Source organism: Sedimenticola hydrogenitrophicus, from assembly GCF_025175675.1.
GTDB lineage: Bacteria > Pseudomonadota > Gammaproteobacteria > Chromatiales > Chromatiaceae > Sedimenticola > Sedimenticola hydrogenitrophicus.
The window spans coordinates 90,920-113,771 of record NZ_JANIOA010000003.1; the positions used below are offsets into that span (position 1 = coordinate 90,920).

Consider the following 22,852-nt stretch of genomic DNA (forward strand, 5'->3'; position numbering starts at 1 on the left):
GGCACCCGGCAAACCGCTCTCAGCCCATGATACCGGCCAACGCCTCGCCGATGCGTTGCATCTGCGCCTCGCTGATCAGGCTACCCAGCCTGGCGGCGAATCGCGGATGCTGCACGCCGGAGACGATGTACTGCCAGCGGTACGCCTTGAGCACGGTATCCTCGATACGTTGCCGCTGGTCAGCGCTGAACATACGACCGCTGACAGCGACAAAATATTCCGTGTCGGCCTTTGACTGCATCTGCAGGATGCCGTCTACGGCCCCCACCAGCGCGATCAGATCGGTCACCGCCTGGTCACGCTCGGCCGCGCTCAGCTTGTCATCCTCGCGTTGCCACTCCAGCTCATCGAGGGTCGCATGCTGGGCCTCCTCCATCCAGTGATAGCGGAACACATCCTTGAACAGGCCATCGACCTGCTGCACCGGATCGATGCTCTCCCGATAATGCGCCTGCACGAAGATTTCGATGTGGCAGGTCAGCGCCAGCACCGACCAGGTGGACTTGCTCAGCACCGCCCCGGCGACATCGTTCGGTTGCGGCCGGTAGGAGTAGCCCGCGGGCATACCCCGTCCCACCATCCGCTCGATGCGGCGGAACAGCTCCTGGTGCTTCAGCTCTTCATTGCTGAAACGGACCAGCGCCTCCAGGGCCGTCTGGTCACCCAGCCAGTGATCACGGCTAACCTCCAGTACCTTGGCGCTGATGAAGCGTTCCACCAAGCCGAAGGTGTTGGCGTAGGTTCGCCCCTGCACCTGGGTCATGAAGCGCTTCTCGTCCTCGCCCAGAAATTCCAGCTCATCGACCTTCGACAGGGTATCCGGCAGGAAGCGCTTGGAAAAATCGAATTCGCGTCCGCGAATCACATCATTATCGATATCCCAATAGACCTTTTTCGATGCCGCGATACACTGCGCATAACGCCCGTTTTCAATCTGTTCTGCCACTGCGGTTTCCATGATGGATCTCCTTGTCACTCGATTATGGGCCTTCGCCCGTTTACAGATTCAGCGAGGAACAGGTTAACGCCGTGACGTTTCCGGCCGGTTGATATTGAGTTGTCGCTTTGTATCGTTATGTTTCCGGCATGGCGCTCCGGTCAGCGGCGCCGATGGCCTGGATCTCTACACTCTGTTGCCCCAGTGGCTGCACCCGCGATAATGGTTTGGTCGGCCCATAACCGGGTAATCGGCGTCGGCTCAGAAGCCGGGTGTAGAGGAATCGTATTGCTCGATGAAGCGCTCGATCATCCGCGCGGAGACCGCACCGGCCTGCCTGGCAACCACCTTGCCCCGGGGCGAGATCAGGAACGAGGTGGGGAATCCGGACAGCGGGCCCAGCGCGGTCCGCGGTGAAGGGGTCGAGGTCCAGACGGGATAATTGATGCCCTGCTCGCGCATGAAGGTGGCCAGGGTCTCCGGGTCAAACCCCTCCTGGTTGACGCCGACGACCAGCGCATCCCTGTCTTGGTGTCGCGCATGGAAACGGGCCAGTTCGGGGATCTCCTCCAGGCAGGGCGCGCACCAGGTGGCCCAGTAGTTGACCAGCACCCACTTGTCCCGGAATTCGCCAAAATGGCGCTCGTTTCCCTGCAGGTCGTGGAACCTCGGCTCGGCCGCCTGGCCGGCGAGCGGCAACAGCAGGCCGGCCAGCAGCATGCGGGCACGGCGAAAAATACCTCTGACACGTCTCATCACTCAAGCCTCCGAGTTCGGTTCCAAACGCCGGGCCGCCCCTCCCCCTTCATAGCGACAGCGTCACTACTCACGGGGTGATTGGTCTGCCTTGTTGGCCAATCTTGATGGCGCCTCGAATCCGGTCCCTTTTTCAGATTCAAGCCTGCCCTTGTTTGAGCGAAGCGAGTTTGGGCAGGCGCTGAAAATGGGGCCGGATTCGAGGGGATAAGCCATCGTGTGAGGCCGGCAAGGCAGACCAATCACTTACCGACCGGATAAGTAGTTACGCGACAGCGAATATTTCAGGTTGAAACCCAGCCGCACCGGCAGCGCCAGGGCCGCCGGCAACTCGGGCAGCGGCAGCGCCTGCTGCAGGGCGCGCCGGGTCGCCTTGTTGAGCAGGTTGTGCTCGCCCTCAACCCGCAGGTCATCGATCCGGCCATTCGCCGACAGGGTGAAACTCACCTGGACCAGCCCCTCGATACCGCGCTTTCGCGCCGGCAGCGGATAGTGTTTGTATTTCTCGATATGCCGCAACAGCCGGGCGATGTAGTGCTCCCGCAACGCGGACGGATCGGGCCGGTCCGCGACGGTCGGTGCCGGCGGCGCAGACCGGGCGGGCGGCGCCGCGTCCGCTGGGACACTCTCGACCAGCCGTGCCCGTTCCGCTGGCGGCTCCGGCTCCGCTTCAGGTTTGGGCTTCGGCTTCGGTTTTGGCTTCGGCTTCGGCTCGGGTTTCGGCTCGGGTTTCGGTTCTGGTTCTGGCTCGGGCTCGGGCTCGGCCGCCACCGGTTCCACAGCCGACTCCGCTGAGGCGAAACGGATTCTGACCGTGGTGGGCTCGGGCAGCGCGGAGTTCTCCGGGGCGCTGATCACCTGGCTCCGCCAGATATCCCCAAACACCAGGAAATGGATCAGCAGGGAACCGGCAATAGCCAGCAGCCGCCAGTTGATATCCCCCGCGATCACGGCTTCTCGGTCTGGATATCCAGGGCCTCCGCGCCGGCCAGGCGGGCGGCATCGATAATCTGTACCGCCTGGCCGAAATCCGCCTGCCGGTCCCCCTTCAGCCGCACAAACTGCTTCCCGAGCGAGTGCAGCGCACCGCGCAGTACCTCCGCAAGCTCCGCCATGTCGGTGGCGATTCCGTCCACCAGCAGCCGCCCGTCCGGCGCCAGGGTCACCGTGACGTAGCGCTCATCCGGCAGCGGATCGCTGCTGCTCGCTTGCGGCAAGCGGATATCGATTCGCTCCTCCTCGATGAAGTGGGCGGTCAGCATGAAGAACACCAGCAGCAGGAACACGATATCAATCAGCGGGGTCAGGTTGAGCACACCGCTGGAGTGGCGCCGCGGCTCATACGCCATCGGTGATGCCTTCCCAGCGATGCGGCTGTTCGCTGCTGGTTGCACCCGGCAACGCCTCGCCGCGGCGCTCCAGCAGCAGCGCGATGACCCGCTCCATGGACTGGTTGCGTCGCTCCACCGCGCCTTCCAGGAAATGCAGCAGGATCAGCAGCGGTATCGCCACCGCCAGCCCCACACCGGTGGTGATCATCGCCTCCCAGATGCCCCCGGCCAGCGCCTGGGCATCCACCTTGCCGCCCGCCTGCTCGATCACCATGAAGGCCTTGATCATGCCGGTGATGGTGCCGAGCAGTCCGAGCAGAGGCGCCGTGTTGCCGAGGATGCCCAGGGTGCGCAGGCCGAACTCCATCCGCTGCAACTCCTGGCCGCGTACGCGATTGCCGACGCTGCGCAGGTCGTCCACACCCTGGGCGTCGGCGAGCACGACCGCCTCGACGATCCGCGACTCGGGCCCTTGTCCGGCATCCGCGGCCACCCGATTCGCCACCAGTTCCGCCGGCTGTTCGAGCAGCCGTGGCAGCCGCTCCCGCAGCGGCCGCGGCAGGCCGCGCTGGCGCAGGAACAGCAGTGTCCGTTCCAGCACGATGGCCAGTCCAACGGCCGAGTAGGCGACCAGCACCCAGACCACCGGCCCGCCCCGGGTCAACAGTTCACTCATATTCATGGTGCGATCCACCCCAATGCCGTGCCCATGCCCATCAGCAACAGCAGGCCGACGCTGGCATGCTCCAGCGCGCTGCCCCAGCGATTCATGTGCTGTGTCAGCTGTTGACTGAAATGCGCCACCCCGAGGGCAAAGACCAGGGAGGGCACCAGTACCGCGCCGCTGCCGAAACCGAAGCCGAGCAGCAGGCCGGCCGACGCGCTGCCGCTGGTCGCCGCCGCCAGGATGACGGTAGTCAGCGGCGCGCAGGGATTGAGCGCCATGCCCGTCCCCATGAGGAACAGCCCGCCGGGGAGCAACGCCTGTGCCTGTCCGGATGCCGCCCCGAGGGACGCCCCGGTTGCCACCCCGTTTGTCATCCGGATTTCCGGCGGTGCGACCCGGGTCGGGCCGGCGCTCGCCGGGTGGGCGACGCACCCTCCCCCGCGGCGCCGGCGGCGCCACAACAGGGAGAGCGCCACCGCCACGGTGGCCGCCCCCAGCAGCCAGCGCACCCAGGGGGCGGCGATCCACTCCTGCACGATCAGGCCGAGCAGGCCGGAGCCGCCCCCCAGCAGGGTGTAGCCGCTCAGGCGCCCGGCGGTGAACGGCAGCAGGATACGCCAGGCGTTACGCGGCCCGCTGCCGGTGGCCACGAACACCGGCCCCAGGTAGGGCAGACAGGCGATATTGCACGGCCCGGCACCGAACCCCAGGCCGAGCAGCAGCACGGCGCCGAAGCTGAGCACCACCGGCTCCAGGGGCATCATGAGCCGCTCTCCCGGCGCGGTTTTTTCGCCGCCAGCAGGGCGCGCAGGTTGCCCTTCTCCCAGGCACCCTGCGCCTTCTTGCGCTGCTTGAAGTAGTGCGAATCGGCCCGGAACAGCGGTAACCCGGCGTACTTGAGTTGCAACACCCCCCGGTCAGGGCAAAACTCCACGCAACGACCGCACAGGGTGCAATCCTCGAAGGTGACATCCCGCTGCTCCATCTCGGTGTGGATCTCGCGGATATCCATCGGACAGGCCTTGGCGCAGAACCCGCATTTGCCGCAGCGTGGCGAGGCCTGCTTGACCAGCCGTAGCAGGCCGAGCTTCCTGAACACGGCATGCAGCGCCAGCATGGGGCAAACACGGCAAAACGGCTGGCGCAACGTCAGCGCCAGGGCCACCATCAGCCCGAACAGGAAGTCCGCGATCAGCGAGAGGATGAGGGTCGTGGTGCTCGCCGTATCCACCACCAGCTCGCTGCTGTCGCCGTTGGCCAGGGTGGTGAGGAGACGGCTGGGGCAGATCCTGCAGTAGGGGTCCCCCAGGTCGTGATTGAGGTAGCCCAGGCCGGTCAGTAGCGGAAAACCGAACACCAGCAGACCGAGGATCGCCCATTTCACCGGTCGCATGCGCTGCACCACGCCGGGTGCCAGCGACTCGCTGCGCCGCAGCCCCAGTTTCTGTCCGGCGATCTGCAGCAGCTCCTGAAAGGTGCCGAGCGGACAGATCCAGCCGCAGAACGCCTTGTTCAGCACCACGAAAAAGAGCAGGAAGGTACCCAGGGTGATCAGCGTCGGCAGCAGCCCCTGGAGAATCTCCCCGCCCGCACTGATCACCGGCCCGAGGCGGTGGTCCATCTGGTGCTGAAACGGGATCAGGGCGCAGATATCGGCACCGTTCATGTCGAAGGCGCAGCTCAGGGCCGGCAGCGCGCCGCTGAGTTTGTCGGCCAGGTAGAAGGTGCCCAGGGTGCTGCCATAGACCAGCAGCAGGAAGGCGCCGAGCTGGACCAGCTTGCGAATCACCGAGACATTTTTCAGCGGGTTCATTTCGCACCCCCTTTCCGGTCACGCGAGAGCCGGCCGCTCAACAGGCCGCCGAAGGCGAAACCGACACCGGCCACGGCAAGGCCCCAGCCCTGCGACTGCCAGTGCTCTGGCGAGACCCGGTACGCCGCAGTCAGGGCGCTTTGGTAGCGGACGCCCCCGGTCTGGTACTCCGTGGCAATGCTGAGTTCGGCGCTGCGTCGGTCCCGCTCACCGGGAACCATGTCGGGAAAATCGTCCGGTATGCGCAACACCACGCGTCCGTCGCCATCGGAAATCCCGTGCAGGGAGGTGCCGTTGCTGGTGGTCAGCTCGACCGGATGGCCGGGCAGCACCCGGTCCCGGTAACGCACGATGAATCCCGCCTCGGCCCGGGCGTAGTAGCGATGATGTTCCCGGGGTATCGGATCCGGCACGATCTCCAGTGGGGTCTTGATGGCCGCGGCAAGCTTGCCCGGGCTCTCCCCGCTGGGCTTGCCCCGCAGGTACTCGTAGCGCACGATGGCCTCCCGCACGTTGCACCAGTCACGCTCCACCACGACGGCGTGGTAGTTATCCACCCCGGTTGGCGGAATGCTGACCATGCCCATTTTCGGCACCAGTTCACGCCGGCTCAGATCGGGCTTCCAGAGCGTGACCAGCGCGCCCTCCGCGTTGGACAGCGCGAGTTTTTTGGGCCCGCGCCCGTGTTGCATGGCCGGAACTGGCGGCTTGTTCGCTTCGGTGCCGGCGGGGACTCCGGTTTGCGCGCCGGCCGGCGCCGGACCGGTGGCAGCGAACAGCAGTAGCGAAAAGAGCCAAGTGGCTGGACGACAATTGAAGCTGATCATTCGACGCTCCGCTCAAAAGCTGTAGGTGTAGGTAAGCATGGCGGCGCGTGGCGCCCCGGCGTAATAGGTCTTGGTGCCGCTGGTGTCCTTCTTCACCTCGGTGGCGTAACGCTTGTCGAACAGGTTGTCCACGTTCAGCGAGACGCTGTGGGGGCTCGATGCGTAGCCCAGCATCAGGCTGGTGAGGAAGTCGTAGCCGTCATACTTCTCCGTGTTGGCGTTGTCCATGTAATAACTCCCCCAGCTGTCGGCCTGCAGACGCGCCCGGAAGCCCGATGGGTGGTCGTAGTCCAGACTCAGGCTGAACTGGTGATTGGGCACGAACGGGGTCTGGTTGCCCGAACGGTCCACCGCGGTCAGGGTGGCGCCGCTGCGCACCAGCTCCTCGAACTCCTCGAACCGGTAGTCGCTGTAGGCGTAGTTGGCGCCCAGCCAGAGATGCCGGCCCAAGGCCAGCTTGCCGCTCAGTTCGAGGCCCTTTTTCAGCGTCGCTCCCGCATTCTGGAACTCGCTCTCGCCGCTGGGCTGGAGCACCGAGACGATCTCGTCGCTGACGCGGGTTTGGTAGAGCGACAGATCGAGGCTCCACGCCCGGGCCCGCGCCTTGAGTCCCACCTCCAGGTTGCGGGCGTTGGCCGCGTCCAGGTCCGGGTTGCTCTGGATCTCCGATTCCGACGGCACCTGGCCGGACTGCGCCAGCATGCCGTAGAGGCTGAAGGTGTCGTTCAGGGCATAGCTGAGCCCGAGCTTGGGGGAGAACAGGTCAAAGGTGGTGTCGGTCCGGGTGGTCACCGGAGCCGCAAAGGTGTCGTAGCTCCTGGTGCCCCAGTCGTATTCTCCATAGGCAATCTCTTCGATATCGAAATTCATCCGGTCGAAGCGGAAACCGGCATCGATGGTCAGCCGATCGTTCGGTCGCAGCGTCTCCTGCAGGAACAGGCCGTACAGGGTGTTGGCGGCGTCCTCGGTGGAGAGCAGGTCACCCTTGCGGTCGGAGAGGGTGCGGACGATCCGGTTGACCGGCGGCGTGGGTCCGGGGGGATCAAACAGGGTCGTGGTGAGATCCGCGTATTGGTACTTCTCCGCCCCGTCGGTCTTGTCCAGGCGCGCGGTCACGCCGCCCACCAGGGTACTGTCGCCCCACAGCCGGTGGCTGTAGGCGAATTCCAGGTCGCTGCCGAACACGTTGGTGCCGGGGTTGTCGTTGATCGCGCCGGTGACCGGATGGTAGTGGTCCCAGCGGTTGAAATAGACGCGCGGTTTGAACACCAGGTCGCCGAACGCCTGCTCAAAGCGACTGTTGAAGAACCAGATGGTGGAGTAGCGCCCGCTGTGCTGCCACTGGCTGCTGGTATCGCGCTGCTTGCCGCTGTCGCGGTACGCCTCGAACTCGCTCTCGGTCAACGAGGCGGGCAGTTGCAGGTCCGCCCGGGAGTAGCTCAGCTCGGTCTCCAGCGTCGCGCCGCCATCCAGCAGCAGACCGTGCTTCAGGCTCAACTGCTGGGTATCGAATTCGTTCCACTCGCGCCAGCTGTTTTCGGCGGTCCGATGGGAGCCGGTCAGCAGCACGCTGTTGCTGTCGTTCAGCTCCTGGCTGTAGCGGAAATGCAGGTTCTCCTGCCCCGCCTCGCCGACGCCGATCTTGACCCGGTTGCCGTCCACATCGAATACCGACTTGGAGATGATCTGGATGGTGCCGCCGGCCGAACCGCTGCCATACAGCGACCCGGGCCCCTTGGTAATCTCGATGCGCTCGATATCCTGGGTGTCGATGAAATCGAAGCGCGAAAAACTGTCGGGGTCGGTCATCGGCACGCCGTCGCGCAGGACCATGATCTCCCGCACGCCGTAATTGGCCTTCTGTCCGGCACCGCGGATGATCAGGCGCGCGTCATAGCCACCGTTTTTCGATTCGATCAGCACCCCGGGGGTGCCTTGGATCGCATCCTTGATGTTCTGCATCTGTTCGGCATCGATGCGCCTGGTGTCGATCACGCTGATCGCCGCCGGCACCTCCCGGGTGCCGCGGGCAATCCGCGAGGCGGTGACACTGATGGTGTCGACCGACTCGGCGGACACCGGCTCCGCCTCTACGGCATCCTCCGCCAGCAGAGCCGGGCTGATAATCAATAGGGAAGTGGCGAGAGTTGTTCTGATGACACTGTTATATTTATTAAGATGCATAACTGCTTTGCAACCTGTCAGTCTGGACAAAAGGAGAGGCCGGCAAACGTGTTGTCCCCGGCAGCGCCGCTCCCGGCCATTGCATCCCCGGCTCCGTAGACGGTACTTCCCTGTACCACTCCTCATGGCTTTCGCGACATACGTCCATCCCTGGACATACGGACGCCAGTAACCGGCGACGGTAAAAATCCCTTGGGATTGGAGCGGTAGAATGGTATCCCCGCCGCCGCGAAATGTTCAGGGCCAGGCGACCGCCCGAGAGAGGCAACCATACAGATAAGCGTTGTTATTCAATAAGTTAATAAATACCGACGAGCCGGACCAGACGATCAGCTGGGCGAAACAACACAATTTGTGCGTTAATTGCCCCAGTAAATCGGACCAGGCCGGCAACGCACAGCCGCCCAACAGCGCCGCCACAGGTCCAATCCACCCGGATCAGGCGGATCCCGGAACGGGGGGAACGGCAAACCCGCCTTTCTAACAGGCGTCTATCAAGTTGTTCCGCACTTCAGCCGTTACACTGGTTAGGGCTCGCGCAAGAATAATTTCGCAGTACCGAGGGCGTAACTGGGCCACGCTGGCAAGGCACGCTTTGCAGGCAATGGCTGTTCCCTTGCCAAAAAGCGTAACGCCGCCAGCGGGGTCCAGTGGCGACCGAATACCGAAACTTATTTTTGCGCGAGCCCTTAACGAGGCCGGCATGGATTGCCGCTATTTCGGCAAGTGACGCGCACTTGAATCCATGCGACAAAAGGTATCGTTCATGACTACCCGCCATTTCCGGTTATCCGTTTGGCTGCGCTTTCTGGGGATGTGGCTGGGGATGTGGCTGGGAACCTGGCTGGCCGGCTCAATGGTCTCGGCCGCCACCCCACCCGCCGATTTCACCGGTACCGAGATCACTGTCGGGGTACAAGACGTTTCGGCCATCGGTGCTCCGGCAAAGGCCCATGCCCTTACTTGGCAGGCGCGCACCGGCGGGCGGGCGTGGGTGATACAGAAGCCCTTCGGCAAGCTGTTTGAAGCCTACCTGGAATCCCTGACCGCCACGGAGCCGGTGTATGACGTGATCCTCTACGCCCCGGCCTGGGCGGGCGATTTCGCACCCTATCTCAGGGAGCTGCCGCGCAGCATCTCCGGGCACGAGAGCCTCGACGACATCCACCCCACCTACCGCGAACGGCTGATGACCTGGAACGACAGGTGGATCGCTGTGACCATCGATGGCGACCTGTTCAGCGGCTATTACCGCAAGGATCTGTTTGCCGATCCCGCCCACCGGGCACAGTTCCGCGCCCGCTACGGCTACGAGCTGGCGCCGCCGGACACCTGGGGGCAGTACCGGGACATCGCCGAGTTTTTCACCGGGCGCCAGGACGCCGACGGCAGACCGCTGTACGGCACCGCCGAGGCCTTCGCCAGCGGCGGCCAGCAGTTCTGGAATGTGTTCAGCCGGGCCTCGGCCTATACCAACCCGCCGACCTTCCCCGGCGCCCAGTTCTTCGACCCGGACACCATGCAGGCGCAGATCGACAGCCCCGGCTGGGTGCGGGCGGTACGGGAGTATCTTGAGATCCGCACCTTCTGTCCGCCGGACAGCCGCGACCAGGGCATCGTCGAGGCGCGCCGGGCATTCCTCTCCGGGCAGACGGCGATGATCCTGGACTGGGGCGATACCGCCCAATTGGCCAACGACCCCGAACTCTCCCGCATCAGGGGGCAGGTGGGATATTTCGTGCTGCCCGGTACCCGGCAGGTCTGGAACGGCCGGGACTGGCGCTGGGAGCGGACGGACGAGGTCCACAAGGCCCCCTTCCTCGCCTTCGGCGGCTGGGTGGCCAGCGTGCCGGCCAACAGCCGCCACCCCGAAGCGGCCTGGGACTACATCCTGTGGCTGGGCAGTGCGGAGAACTCGCTGCATGACGTGGTCACCGCCGGCACCGGCATCAACCCCTACCGGCTGACCCACTTCAGCGAGATCGACACCTGGAACCGGGCCTTTCCCCAGGGCGCGGCTTCTGAATACCTGGAGGTGCTGCGCACCAGCCTGGACTCGCCTCATGTTGCATCGGACCTGCGTCTGCCCGGCTTCCATCGGTACACGGCGGCACTCGACGCGGGGCTGGCGCAACTGCTGCGCGGCGAGGTCGAGGTCGAGGTCGAGGTCGAGGTCGAGGCGACGTTGCGCCGGGTCGCCGAGGCGTGGGAAGGCATAACCGACAGCCTGGGCCGCAAGCGCCAACTCGCCCTCTACCGTACCGCCATGGGGCTGGACCCGCAGCCGGCCGGCCCCCGCCCTGGTGGCGGCCGGGGCAAACAGCAGCTGGTCATCGGTTTCTCCCAGGCCACCACCACCGAGCCGTGGCGGCGGCTGTTCAATAAGGAGCTGCGCGAGGAGGCGGCGCGCCACCCGGAGATCAAGCTACTGGTGCGCGACGGCATGGACCGGGCCGACAAGCAGGCCGCCGACGTGATCGAACTGATCGACCAGCGGGTGGACGCCCTCCTCATCTCACCGAAGGTGGCCGAGGCCCTGACACCGGCGGTGAACCGCGCCTTCAATGCCGGTATCCCGGTGTTCGTGCTGGATCGTGACGTCTCCAGCGACCGCTACACCCAGTTCATTGGTGGTGACAACCTGGCGATCGGCCGGGCAGCGGGCCGCTACGCGGTGCGGCTGCTCGGCGGCACCGGAAATGCCAAGGGGCAGTTGGTGGAGATCTGGGGCGGCATGGCCTCCACTCCGGCCCACGAGCGGCACCAGGGATTCATGGAGATCGTCGGACCCGAACCCGGCATCCGCATCCTCAACCCTCCTCAGGATGGCGACTGGAAACAGGACCTGGGCTACGACCTCATGGCCGAGGCGCTGACCCACTATCCGAAGATCGATCTGGTCTACGCCCACAACGATCCCATGGCCCACGGCGCCCACCTGGCGGCACGCGAGGTGGGGCGTGAACAGGAGATTTTCTTTCTTGGCATCGACGGCATCCCGGCGGAGGGGGTGCGCTGGGTGAAAGAGGGCAAGCTGACCGCCACCTTCCTCTACAAGCCCCCGGGCGAAGAGGGGGTGCGGCAGGCACTGCGCTACCTGGGCGGCGAGGCGGTGCCAGCCCGGCTCACCCTGCCGACCCTGACCATCGACCGCGGCAACGCGAACCAGATCCTGCAGCGCCACGGACTGGATTAGGGGGATAGGCGATGCGACTGCTGGATCGCCTGCTGAATACACGCACCCTCGGCGGCGCCGCCCTCAAGCGCCGCCTGGGCATCGCCTTCATCGGCGTGGCTACCATCCTGGCGGCCGCGGTGGGCACCGCGCTCTACACCCACGGTCGGATGGCCGGATCGGTACAGCGCACCAGCGGCGAACTGCTTCCCGAGCTGCTGGCAACCCTGCGCCTGTCCGAACGCAGCGCCCAGCTGACGGCGGCGGCCCCGCTGCTGAGTGGCACCACCAGCGGGGAGGAGCTGGCCGGCATCGACCGCCACCTGCGACAACTGCTGGTGGACCTGGAGCAACAGCTGAACCGGCTTAGCGCAGGCACCCGGGAATCGGTTACCGGCCGCATACGCGACCAGGTGCAACTGATGCGCCAGGCCCTGCTGGAGCTGACCGCGGCCCATGCCGAGCGGATCGAGCTGCGACTGCGGCAACAGGGGGAACTGGTACGGCTGCAGCGGGCGCACAGCGAGCTGATCGACACCGTGAGCCCGGTGGTGTACGGCGTCAGTTCCCTGAACCAGCTGTTCGCGCGGCGCTTCGAACGCCGCTTCCAGGCCAGCCTCAGCCGCCTGCTGGAGCGGGAGCAGCCGCTGATCCAGGGGCTGATCGAGCTCATCCCCCTGACCACCGGCGACGGCGCCCCGCCCGGGCGCCGGGAGGCGTTGCGCCGGTTACTTGAGCGGCTGCACCCGCTGCTTGGCGAAGAGTGGCGACAGTTGAGCGAAACCGGTCTGGCGCTCCTGCAGCGGGACGACAGCCTGCCCGCGGAATGGCAGCAGCTGCACCTTCTGGCCGAAAACGCCCTCACAGCGACGCAGGAGGCGCATGCCGAGGCGTTGCAGGACATCGCCGTGGAACTCAGCGGCTCCCCCGCGCGGCTGGTGGAGAACACCACCCGAGAACTGGGCGTGGCGATCGACATCAAGTCGGAGGGCAACCTGCTGTTCGCCCTGCTGAGCGCGGTAAAGGATGTGACGGCGGTAAACGAACTGGTGATTCTGGAGGAGCGCTACAACCGCTCCCTGGAGACCTTCCAGAATGCCACCCGAGCGTTCAGCCATATCCCCCTGGCGCAACGCAATCCGGTGCTGGCGGACAACGTGCAACGTATCGCCGGCTACCTGCCCCAAGCCAGGGAAAGCGACCAGAACCCGTTCCGCCTGCGCCACCGGGAGCTGGAGCTGGAACGGCGTATCAGCCAGCTGCTGAACACCCAGCGCGAACTGACCGCGCGCCTGACCGGGCTGACCCAGGAGCTGGTGGAGCGCATGCAGGGCGAGACCGGCCAGCTGTCGCGCGAGGTGGAGCGCAACCGCACCACCAGCAGCTGGATCCTGTACTCTGTCGGCCTGGTGGGCCTGCTGCTGATCAAGCTGATCGCCCTGATCACCATCCAGGCGCTGCAGCGGCGTGAACAGGCGTTGCGCCAGGCGGCGATCGTGTTCGAAAACACCAACGAGGGTATCCTGATCACCGACGACGCCGCCAACATCCAGGCGGTCAATCCCGCCTTCAGCGAGATCAGCGGCTACAAGCCGGACGAGGTAATCGGCCGGAACCCGCGCATGTTCAAGGCCGACCACCAGTCACCCACGGTGTACGAGCACATGTGGCAGAGTCTCAAAGAGAGCGGCCATTGGCAGGGCGAGGTGTTCAACCAGCGCAAGGATGGCGAGCCCTATCCAGAGTGGCTCACCATCAGCAGCGTGAAAAACGAGGCCGGGCGGGTCAGCCACTATGTCGGTGTGTTCTCCGACATCAGCGCCATCAAGGAGACCCAGGCGCGCATCTACCACCTGGCGCACCACGACCCGCTCACCGACCTGCCCAACCGCATGATGCTCAACGACCGGCTCGCTCATGCCATGGAGCGGGCACAACGCGAGGCGCATCGCATCGCCGTGTTGTTCCTCGATCTGGACCGTTTCAAGAACATCAACGACACCCTCGGCCACGGTGTCGGTGACGAGGTGTTGCGCAAGGTCGCGGAGCGGCTGGCGCAGAGCGTGCGCGCGCAGGATACGGTTGCCCGGCTGGGCGGCGACGAGTTCATGGTGATAATGGAAGGGGTGCACCATTTGCAGGAGGTGAGCCTGGTGGCGCAGAAGCTGTTGGAGGTGCTGGCCCGGGAGATCGTCATCGAAAAGCGTCGCTTCTTCCTCAGTGCCAGTATCGGCATCAGCCTCTACCCGGACGACGGCAACAGTGTCGACGAGCTGATCAAGAACGCCGACACCGCCATGTACCGCGCCAAGGAGCACGGCAGGAATGGCTTCCACTTCTACACCTCGGAGATGACCGCCACCGCCATCGAGCACTACGCCCTGGAGAACAGCCTGCGCCAGGGCTTGGAGCGTCAGGAGTTCGAGCTGCACTACCAGCCCCAGTGTGATCTCCTGAGCGGACGCATCACCGGCCTGGAGGCACTGCTGCGCTGGACCCACCCCGACTGGGGAACGGTCGGCCCGGACCGCTTCATCCCCATCGCCGAGGATGCGGGACTCATTCTCCCCCTCGGCGAGTGGGTCCTGCGCACCGCCTGCAGACAGGCGCGTACCTGGCTCGATGCCGGCCTGCTGGACGGCCGCGTGGCGGTCAACCTGTCCGGTCAGCAGATCACCCGCGGCGATCTGGAACAGGTGGTTACCCGGGTCCTGGCAGAAACCGGCCTGCCGGCCGACCACCTGGAACTGGAGGTGACCGAGGGTTTCATCATGCATCAGCCGGAACAGACCGTACGCATGCTCGACAACCTGCGCGCCATGGGCGTCAGCCTGGCGATTGACGATTTCGGCACCGGCCACTCCTCCCTCAGTTATCTGAAGCGACTGCCGATCCACCTGCTGAAGATCGACCGCTCCTTCGTGCGCGACCTGGCAGTGGATCCCAACGACGAGGCGATCGCGCGGGCCATCATCGCCATGGGACAAGCCCTCGGCCTGCGCGTCATTGCCGAGGGCGTCGAAGAACAGCGTCAGGCCGACATCCTGACCGAGGCCGGCTGCGATCAGGTCCAGGGGTACTTCTACGCCCGCCCCGTGCCGGCGGAGCAGATCCCGGCCCTGCTGGCGGAAAAATACCTGGGGCGCGAATACACATAGCCTGGGATACTCAGTCGCGTAGGGTGGGTACTTCGTCCGTGCCCACCTTTTTGCCCGGTGCCGCACCGCCCGCGCGGGTACAAAAAAAGCCCGTAGGTTGGGGTGAGGAACGAACCCCAACATCATCACGCACATCCATGAACCCCCGTTGGGGTTCGCAAGCTCACCCCAACCTACGAACCTGGGCGTGAAGAAAAACAGGTGGGTAGATGGCCAGCCAGCCTGTTGATACACTGATGAGACTCCAGGAGCTTGTATCCTGGCCCACAAGTAACCGAAGCCATGAAACCGCTACTCATCGTCAGTCACGTCGCCTGCAGCCGTCCCGGTTATCTGTGTGACTACCTGGACCGGCAGTCCGTGGCCTATCGGCGCTTCAGCATCGAATCCGGCGAAGCGCTGCCCTCTCCCGACGAACTGTCCGGACTGGTGCTGCTGGGCGCCCCGGTGAGCGTCAACAGCGACCAGCACTGGATCGAGCAGGAGTTGGGGCTGATCCGCGACTGCGCCGCGCGCGCGATACCGGTGTTCGGCATCTGCTTCGGCGGCCAGTTGATCAGCAAGGCGTTCGGCGGTGAGGTGTTCGCCGCCCCCGCGATGCAGATCGGCTGGCACCCGATCACCATCACCGAGCAGACCCGGCACCTGTTCAACGGCACCCCGGTGCCGGAACACTTCAGCGCCTTCGAGTGGCACGAGGAGAGCTTCACCCTGCCCGCCGGCGCCGTGCCCCTGTTCAACGGCGACTGCATCGGCAACCAGGGCTTCCTGCATCGCGGCTGCCTGGCGGTCCAGTTCCACCCCGAGGTCACCGAGGAGATCATCCACGAGTGGGTGGCCCGCTACGAGGCCTGTGTCGGCAAGCCGACCGTCTGCGTACAGGACCCGCAGGAGATTCTGCTGGACCTGCCGCTGAAACTCGCCGCCATGCGCCAGATGGCCGACAACCTGTTCGACTGGTGGCTTGGCCAGGTGGGCCTGACGAACAATTCTCGATAAACGACACAGACACTTCTTCCCGGCGGTGCGCACCGCAGGACAGGGGTCGGAGTCAAATTTGATCAAGGAAACGGAGCATTTGATACGACAATATCCATCAAATTTGACTCCGACCCCGATAGGAATCTTCCAACGGGGCGCGACAGACCGGCAGTTTCGGTTAGAATGCGGCTTTGCCGCGCCTGCAACAGGCCTGTCTTCCGACGGCGGCTTACCCAATCAGTGATAACCAGTCAGGACTACAGCTATGCAATTTCGCTCCTTCAACCCCCCCGTTCGCACCCTGATGGGCCCCGGCCCCTCCGATGTCCACCCGCGCATCCTGGAGGCCATGTCCCGGCCCACCATCGGCCACCTGGACCCCGCCTTCGTGCAGATGATGGAGGAGGTGAAGGCACTGCTGCAGTACGCCTTCCAGACCAAAAACGAGCTGACCATGCCGGTCTCCGCCCCCGGCTCCGCCGGCATGGAGACCTGTTTCGCCAACCTGGTGGAACCGGGTGACCAGGTAATCGTCTGCCAGAACGGCGTCTTCGGCGGGCGCATGAAGGAGAACGTGGAGCGCTGCGGCGGTAGCGCGATCATGGTGGAGGACACCTGGGGCGAGGCGATCGATCCGAACAAGCTGGAGGAGGCCCTGAAGGCCAACCCGGAGGCGCGCATCGTCGCCTTCGTCCAGGCCGAGACCTCCACCGGCGCCCAATCGGACGCCGAGACCCTGGTGAAACTGGCCCACCAGTACGACTGCCTGACTATCGTGGATGCGGTCACCTCCCTGGGTGGCACCCCGGTCAAGGTGGATGAGTGGGGTATCGACGCCATCTACTCCGGCACCCAGAAGTGCCTCTCCTGCACCCCGGGCCTGTCTCCGGTCAGCTTCGGCGAGCGCGCCCTGGAGAAGATCCGCAACCGCAAGCAGAAGGTACAGAGCTGGTTCATGGACCTGAACCTGGTGATGGGCTACTGGGGCAGCGGCGCCAAGCGCGCCTACCACCACACCGCGCCGATCAACGCCCTGTATGGTCTGCACGAGGCGCTGCTGATGCTCAGGGAGGAGGGACTGGAGAATGCCTGGCGGCGGCACATGAACAACCACCTGGCGCTGCGCGCCCGTCTGGAGGCGCTGGGTCTGACCTTCATCGTCAACGAGGCGGACCGCCTGCCCCAGCTCAACGCCGTCTCCATTCCGGCGGGTATCGATGACGCCGAGGTGCGCAACCGCCTGCTCAATGAGTACAACCTGGAGATCGGCGCCGGCCTCGGTGCCCTGGCGGGCAAGGTGTGGCGCATCGGCCTGATGGGTCACGCCAGCCGCGCGGAGAACATCCTGCTCTGCGCCGGCGCCCTGGAGACCATCCTCTCCGACCTGGGCGCCGACACCGGCCGGGCGGCCCCCCAGGCCGCCCTGGAGGAGGTGCTGGCCTGACCGCCACGCCCGTTGCTGCGGTTCGCTACGCCCATCACACCGACTATATCCATTGGAACCCGGTAAAACATGGCTGGGTACCACGGGTTTCCGATTGGCCATACTCGAGCTTCCATCGCCATGTCGAGAAAGGAGTGTATCCCATCGACTGGGCAGGCAGTTCATTGGATGAAATGGAGACAGGGGAAGCTTATGAATGATGCGGTTCGCACCACTCACCGCATCCTACGACATCGGCGGCGATACACCCCGATGTAGGGTGCCGGTAAGCGCGGCGAGCCGCGTCAACCGCACCACGTAGGGTGCCGGTGAGCTTGCGAACCGCACCAACCGCCCTCCACGCCAGCGCTCGCGTGGCAAACCTCAAGCCGTGGCCGTGCTCTTCTCGAACGCTTCGCGATACTGGTTGATAAAGCGGATATCCTGCGAATAGGGGAATACGTCGGCGTGGATGCCGCGGCCGATCTCCTGCTGGCGTTCGCGCCAGTAGTGGGCGTCGAACAGCTCCGGGTGCAGCTCCAGCAGGGTCTTGCGGATCAGCGGACTGGCGCTGAGGAAGGTGAGGAACTCCTCGGGAAACACATCGGCCTCCCCCACCGAGTACCAGGGCTCACTGCTCATCTCGTCCTCGGGGGTGCGCGGTGGCGGGATCTGGCGGAAATTGCACTCGGTCATCTTGCAGATCTCGTCATAATCGTAAAACACCACCTTGCCCTGGTGGGTGACGCCGAAGTTCTTGAACAGCAGGTCGCCGGGGAAGATATTGGCCGCCATCAGCTGCTTCACCGCCAGCCCCCAGTCGTCGAGCATGTTGCGTACTGTCTCCGCTGATCCCTCCGCCAGGCAGATATCCAGCGGGGTCATGCGGTGCTCGATATAGAGGTGGTTGATGATCAGCTTGTCGCCGTCCCGCTCCAACTGGGACGGGATTGATGCCTCCAGCTCCGCCAGCAGCTCCGGGTCGATGCGATCCCGCGGAAAGGCGGTCTTGGAAAACTCCAGGGTATCCGCCATGCGCCCCACCCGGTCGTGCAGCTTGACCTGCAGGTAGCGCTGCTTCACCTGGGCGTGGGTAATGTTCTTCTGCGGCGCGAAGCGGTCGCGGATCACCTTGAAGACGAACGGATAGGAGGGGAGCGTGAACACCATCATCACCAGTCCACGCACGCCCGGCGCTACGATAAAGCGGTCGTTGCTGTTGTTCAGATGGCGCAGCAGGTCGCGGTAGAACTCGTTCTTCGCCTGCTTGTGGAAACCGATGCTCATGTAGAGCTCGGCGAGCGGCTTGTTGGGCATGATGCTCTGCAAAAAACTGACCGTGGCCGCCGGAATCGAGTTGTTGGCCATGAAATAGGCGCGGGCGAAGCTGAACAGCGCCTCCACCTCCTCGTGGCTGGTGAGCAGGCTGTCGACAAAGATGGTGCCGCGATAGTTCAGCAGCGGCAGCACCAGCGGCCGCACCCCCTCGCTGCTCACCACCCGGCCGATCAGGTAGGCCGCCTTGTTGCGATAGAACGGGGCCTCCAGTACGTCGATGCGCAGCCCGTCATCCGCCAACTGGCCGAAGGGGGAACGGGTGCGGAAGGCGTGGGCGACATGCTGGATATCGCGCTCCATATCCTGATAGGGGATGCGGAAATAGAAGCCGGAGAGGATCTCCCGCAGACAGGTCTCCAGGCCGCCGTCCTTGAGATGAAAGGACATGAACACCCGGTCGCGCCGGGTCAGTTCCTCCCGGTCCACCCCGGACTCGATAAAGATCTTGTCATTATCAAAATACTGGCGGGCGAACATCTTGCAGAAGACCGAGTTGTAGAAGGTCTCGGCCAGTTCCGGGCGCCGGTAGTTGACCAGGAACTGCTGATACTGGGTCTTCACCCGCTGCCACAGGGCATCATCCACCTGGGAGACATCGAAGGTGGAGCGCACCTTATCGATCGCCTCCTGCACCCGTCGGTCATAGAAACTGATCCGGTCCACCGAGGCCTGCCGGATCGCCTCCCAGTCAGCCTGCTCGTAACTCTGGCGCACTTGGCGGGTGATCTCCTGAAAAAAGGAGAAGTGGCGTTCGAAGCCGGTAAAAATGGTGCGGGCAAGCTGCTGTGCCAGATCTGTCATGTACCCATACTCCTGGAAACGCGGTCTCGGATCAATTTGATATAAATATAGCTTTCAAATTCAATACATTAACTTATCAGCCCCCCGATCCATGAAAAAACCGCGCCGCCAGGGGTAGCGCCCCGACGCCCAACCTGCCCGGTCAAGCCCGACAGACTCTCGGGTAAATCACTCTATTGCCGATCTGAAAGAGAGATTGCATGGTGGTTACGGTTTTATTACTACCCTATTTTCTTCCGCATCGCAGCATAAAGAATTTCAATACAAACTATTAAAGTATTTATGGTTCTTAATAGTTCACAATTGCGTATGCTCTATGCCGTTCCAACCATCTATTTGCTTGTTATTTCTAAGGTTTTACCTGATTCCTTGGGTATTTCCCTAATAAGCATCAGGGGAGATACCACCATGACAGCGGTTCAGCTCAGTACCCAGACGACCGGTCAACGCATCAGAGTGAACGCCCCACTGGCCGAGGGCCACGAGCGGATTCTGCTCCCGGAGGCCCTCCAGTTGGTCGCCGATCTGGAGCGCCGTTTCGGCAAGCGACGCAAACAGCTGCTGGGGCTGCGCGCGGATCGGCAACGCCGGCTCAACGCCGGCGAGCTGCCCGGTTTCCGGGTAGAGACCGCGGAACTGCGGGCCAGCGAATGGCGCGTCAAGCAGGCGCCGGCCGATCTGCAGGACCGTCGTGTGGAGATCACCGGCGCGGTGGAGCGCAAGTCGGTGATCAACGCCCTCAACTCCGGGGCCAACTGTTTCATGGCCGACTTCGAGGATAGCCACTCCCCCACCTGGCGCGGCACGATCGAGGGCCAGCTCAACCTGTACCAGGCGGTGCGTGGCACCCTCGGCGACCCTGAGCCGGACCCTGAGCCAGACCAGGAGCCGGACGGGCATCGCTACCGGCTGCAGGAGCGACGCGCCACCCTGATGGTGCGCCCCCGGGGCTGGCACCTGGAGGAGAAACACCTGGAAGTGGATGGCCAGCCGGTCTCCGCCAGCCTGTTCGACTTCGGTCTGTTCATGTTCCATAACGGTGTGCAACTGCTGGAACAGGGCAGCGGCCCCTATTTCTACCTGCCCAAGCTGGAGGGCTACATCGAGGCCCAGCTGTGGGCCGATGTCTTCGCCTATGCCGAAGAGAGCCTGGGCCTGAATCACGGCAGCATCTGCTGCACCTTGCTGATCGAGACCCTGCCGGCGGCCTTCGAGATGGAGGAGATGCTCTACACCTTGCGGGATTACGCGGTCGGGCTGGCCAGCGGCCCCCGGGACTACCTCTTCAGCTGCATTAAACGACTCCACGCCCACCCCGAGTGGGTACTCCCGGAGCGCAGCCAGATCCCCCTGGAATCGGACTTTTTGCGGGCCTGTTCGCAGCTGTTGATCAAGACCTGCCATCGCCGCGGCGCCCACGCCATCGGCGGCATGGCCGCGCGGATTCCGCTCAAGGATGACCCGGCCGCCGCGGCCAGGAACCAAGCCAGCGCCGACACGGCGCGCGAGGCGAACGACGGCCACGACGGCACCCGGGTGGCCCACCCGGCCCTGGTTCCGCTGGCGAAGGCGGTATTCGACCGGATCATGCCGCGGGCGAATCAGCTGGACCGGCAGCTGGATGAACTGAGCGTCAGCGAAGCCGATCTGCTGGAGCCGCCGACGGGCCGCATCACCGCGGCGGGTCTTGACTACAATATCAGTGCTGGCCTGCGTTACCTGGCTGCCTGGCTGGACGGACGGGGCACCGTACCGCTCCACAATCTAATGGAAGACGTCGCCACCGCCGAGTTTGCCAGAGCCCAGATCTGGCAGTGGATACGCTACCCCAAAGGGATCCTGGAAGATGGACGCAACATCACCCTCGAGCTGTTCAGCGAGGGCGTTGCGCAAGAACTGGAACAGATCCGCCAGGAGGTGGGGCCGGCGGCCTTCGCGGCCGGCCACTACCCGGCGGCGGCCAACCTGTTCAGCGAGCTAATCGCCAATGATCGCTTTGTTGAGTTCCTTACACTGCCTGCGTACCAAACGCTGGCCTGAGACAACCGTATAGCCAAAACCGTTGGTCCCCTGCCACCCGGCGGGAGGATTGAACGGAGGAGGTTCGATGAGAGCAATACTGAAGGAGATTGTGATATGAACCGTAAACAACAGATAGAAGCCTTGGAAAAAGACTGGGCAGAGAATCCCCGCTGGGAAACCGTCAAGCGCGGCTACTCGGCGGAGGACGTGGTCCGTCTGCGCGGCTCGGTCCAGCCGGAGTACACCTACGCCAAGCGTGGCGCCGACAAACTGTGGGACCTGGTCCACGGCAGCGCCAAGAAAGGCTATGTCAACTGCATGGGCGCCATCACCGGCGGCCAGGCGATGCAGCAGGCTAAAGCGGGCATTGAAGCAATCTACCTCTCCGGCTGGCAGGTGGCCGCCGACGGCAACACCTCCGAGACCATGTACCCCGACCAGTCGCTGTACGCCTACGACTCGGTGCCCACCATGGTGCGGCGCATCAACAACGCCTTCAAGCGGGCCGACGAGATCCAGTGGTCGCGTGGCATCGGCCCGGAGGAGCAGGGCTATATCGACTACTTCCTGCCCGTCGTGGCGGATGCCGAGGCCGGTTTCGGCGGCGTCCTCAACGCCTTCGAGCTGATGAAGAACATGATCACCAACGGCGCCGCCGGCGTGCACTTTGAAGACCAGCTGGCAGCCGTGAAGAAGTGCGGCCACATGGGCGGCAAGGTACTGGTACCGACCCAGGAAGCGGTACAGAAGCTGATTGCCGCGCGTCTGGCGGCCGACGTCTGCGGTGTACCCACGCTGCTGCTGGCACGTACCGATGCCGAGGCGGCCACCCTGCTGACCTCCGACTTCGATCCCAACGACAAGCCGTTCGTCACCGGCGAGCGCACCCCGGAAGGCTTCTACAACGTGAAGAACGGTCTGGAGCAGGCCATCTCCCGCGGTATCGCCTACGCCCCCTATGCCGACCTGGTATGGTGCGAGACCGGTACCCCGGATCTCGGTTTTGCCCGCGAGTTCGCCGAGGCGGTACTGGAAGCCAACCCCGGCAAGCTGCTGGCCTACAACTGTTCGCCCTCCTTCAACTGGAAGAAGAACCTGGACGACGCCACCATCGCCAAGTTCCAGGACGAGCTGTCTGACATGGGCTACAAGTACCAGTTCATCACTTTGGCCGGTATCCACAACATGTGGTACAACATGTTCGACTTGGCCTATGACTACGCCCGCGGCGAAGGCATGAAGCACTATGTCGAAAAGGTACAGGAACCCGAATTCGCGGCCCGCGAAAAGGGTTACACCTTCGTCTCCCATCAGCAGGAGGTGGGCGTCGGCTACTTCGACGACGTGACCACCACCATCCAGGGTGGCGCCTCTTCCGTGACCGCCCTGACCGGTTCCACCGAAGAGGAGCAGTTTGAAGGTTAAGCGACTTTCATGAC

16 protein-coding genes and 1 pseudogene are annotated in these 22,852 nt (G+C 64.1%); 7 read left to right on the forward strand and 10 right to left on the reverse strand.

Annotated elements, in window-relative coordinates:
* Positions 1 to 19 precede the first annotated feature (19 nt).
* From NPX02_RS03185 to NPX02_RS03225, 9 genes are all read right to left on the reverse strand, one after another.
* Positions 20 to 958: a hypothetical protein gene (locus tag NPX02_RS03185; RefSeq protein ID WP_260291759.1), complete on the reverse strand. Its 939-nt coding sequence runs from the start codon at positions 956 to 958 to the stop codon at positions 20 to 22.
* A 240-nt stretch (positions 959 to 1,198) separates the two neighbouring features.
* Complete coding sequence (locus NPX02_RS03190; protein WP_260291760.1) at positions 1,199 to 1,693, reverse strand: TlpA family protein disulfide reductase; 495 nt, start codon at positions 1,691 to 1,693, stop codon at positions 1,199 to 1,201.
* 246 nt (positions 1,694 to 1,939) lie between these two features.
* Positions 1,940 to 2,644, reverse strand: coding sequence for an energy transducer TonB (locus NPX02_RS21450; RefSeq protein WP_260291761.1), 705 nt, complete (start codon positions 2,642 to 2,644; stop codon positions 1,940 to 1,942).
* Positions 2,641 to 3,042 (reverse strand): ExbD/TolR family protein, encoded by a 402-nt coding sequence (locus NPX02_RS03200; protein ID WP_260291762.1) that lies wholly within the window; start codon positions 3,040 to 3,042, stop codon positions 2,641 to 2,643. The genes NPX02_RS21450 and NPX02_RS03200 overlap by 4 nt, the downstream gene beginning before the upstream one ends.
* Positions 3,032 to 3,706, reverse strand: a complete 675-nt coding sequence (locus NPX02_RS03205) for a MotA/TolQ/ExbB proton channel family protein (protein ID WP_260291763.1) — start codon at positions 3,704 to 3,706, stop codon at positions 3,032 to 3,034. Before NPX02_RS03205 ends, NPX02_RS03200 begins: the two co-directional genes overlap by 11 nt.
* Positions 3,703 to 4,455, reverse strand: coding sequence for an urease accessory protein UreH domain-containing protein (locus NPX02_RS03210; protein ID WP_260291764.1), 753 nt, complete (start codon positions 4,453 to 4,455; stop codon positions 3,703 to 3,705). Before NPX02_RS03210 ends, NPX02_RS03205 begins: the two co-directional genes overlap by 4 nt.
* Positions 4,452 to 5,504, reverse strand: a complete 1,053-nt coding sequence (locus NPX02_RS03215; protein WP_260291765.1) for a 4Fe-4S binding protein — start codon at positions 5,502 to 5,504, stop codon at positions 4,452 to 4,454. Before NPX02_RS03215 ends, NPX02_RS03210 begins: the two co-directional genes overlap by 4 nt.
* The gene (locus tag NPX02_RS03220) at positions 5,501 to 6,331 is read right to left on the reverse strand and encodes a hypothetical protein (RefSeq protein ID WP_260291766.1); all 831 of its coding nucleotides are present in this window, start codon (positions 6,329 to 6,331) and stop codon (positions 5,501 to 5,503) included. Before NPX02_RS03220 ends, NPX02_RS03215 begins: the two co-directional genes overlap by 4 nt.
* 12 nt (positions 6,332 to 6,343) lie before the next feature.
* Positions 6,344 to 8,515 carry a TonB-dependent receptor gene (locus NPX02_RS03225; protein WP_260291768.1) on the reverse strand — a complete coding sequence of 724 codons (2,172 nt, stop codon included), beginning with the start codon at positions 8,513 to 8,515 and terminating at the stop codon, positions 6,344 to 6,346.
* A 766-nt stretch (positions 8,516 to 9,281) separates the two neighbouring features.
* On the opposite strand from NPX02_RS03225, the gene NPX02_RS03230 reads away from it, so the two are divergent.
* The 5 genes and pseudogenes from NPX02_RS03230 to NPX02_RS03250 form a co-directional block, all read left to right on the forward strand.
* Positions 9,282 to 11,711, forward strand: a complete 2,430-nt coding sequence (locus NPX02_RS03230) for an extracellular solute-binding protein (protein ID WP_260291769.1) — start codon at positions 9,282 to 9,284, stop codon at positions 11,709 to 11,711.
* A gap of 11 nt (positions 11,712 to 11,722) precedes the next feature.
* The gene (locus NPX02_RS03235) at positions 11,723 to 14,848 is read left to right on the forward strand and encodes an EAL domain-containing protein (RefSeq protein ID WP_260291770.1); all 3,126 of its coding nucleotides are present in this window, start codon (positions 11,723 to 11,725) and stop codon (positions 14,846 to 14,848) included.
* A 282-nt stretch (positions 14,849 to 15,130) separates the two neighbouring features.
* Complete coding sequence (locus NPX02_RS03240) at positions 15,131 to 15,847, forward strand: type 1 glutamine amidotransferase (protein ID WP_260291771.1); 717 nt, start codon at positions 15,131 to 15,133, stop codon at positions 15,845 to 15,847.
* Positions 15,848 to 16,094: 247 nt separating this feature from the next.
* Entirely contained in the window at positions 16,095 to 17,273 is a 1,179-nt protein-coding gene (locus tag NPX02_RS03245; RefSeq protein ID WP_260291772.1) for a pyridoxal-phosphate-dependent aminotransferase family protein, read from the forward strand.
* Between the two features lie 26 nt (positions 17,274 to 17,299).
* A pseudogene (locus NPX02_RS03250) lies at positions 17,300 to 17,473 on the forward strand (REP-associated tyrosine transposase); the annotation flags it as partial.
* Positions 17,474 to 17,636: 163 nt separating this feature from the next.
* Here the strand turns inward: NPX02_RS03250 and aceK are convergent.
* Positions 17,637 to 19,391: a bifunctional isocitrate dehydrogenase kinase/phosphatase gene (gene aceK, locus NPX02_RS03255; protein WP_260291773.1), complete on the reverse strand. Its 1,755-nt coding sequence runs from the start codon at positions 19,389 to 19,391 to the stop codon at positions 17,637 to 17,639.
* 408 nt (positions 19,392 to 19,799) lie between these two features.
* Between aceK and aceB the strand changes: the two genes are divergently transcribed.
* Both aceB and aceA read left to right on the forward strand, forming a co-directional pair.
* Positions 19,800 to 21,431 carry a malate synthase A gene (aceB, locus tag NPX02_RS03260; protein ID WP_260291774.1) on the forward strand — a complete coding sequence of 544 codons (1,632 nt, stop codon included), beginning with the start codon at positions 19,800 to 19,802 and terminating at the stop codon, positions 21,429 to 21,431.
* A gap of 96 nt (positions 21,432 to 21,527) precedes the next feature.
* Positions 21,528 to 22,838 carry an isocitrate lyase gene (gene aceA, locus NPX02_RS03265; RefSeq protein WP_260291775.1) on the forward strand — a complete coding sequence of 437 codons (1,311 nt, stop codon included), beginning with the start codon at positions 21,528 to 21,530 and terminating at the stop codon, positions 22,836 to 22,838.
* Positions 22,839 to 22,852: the final 14 nt, after the last annotated feature.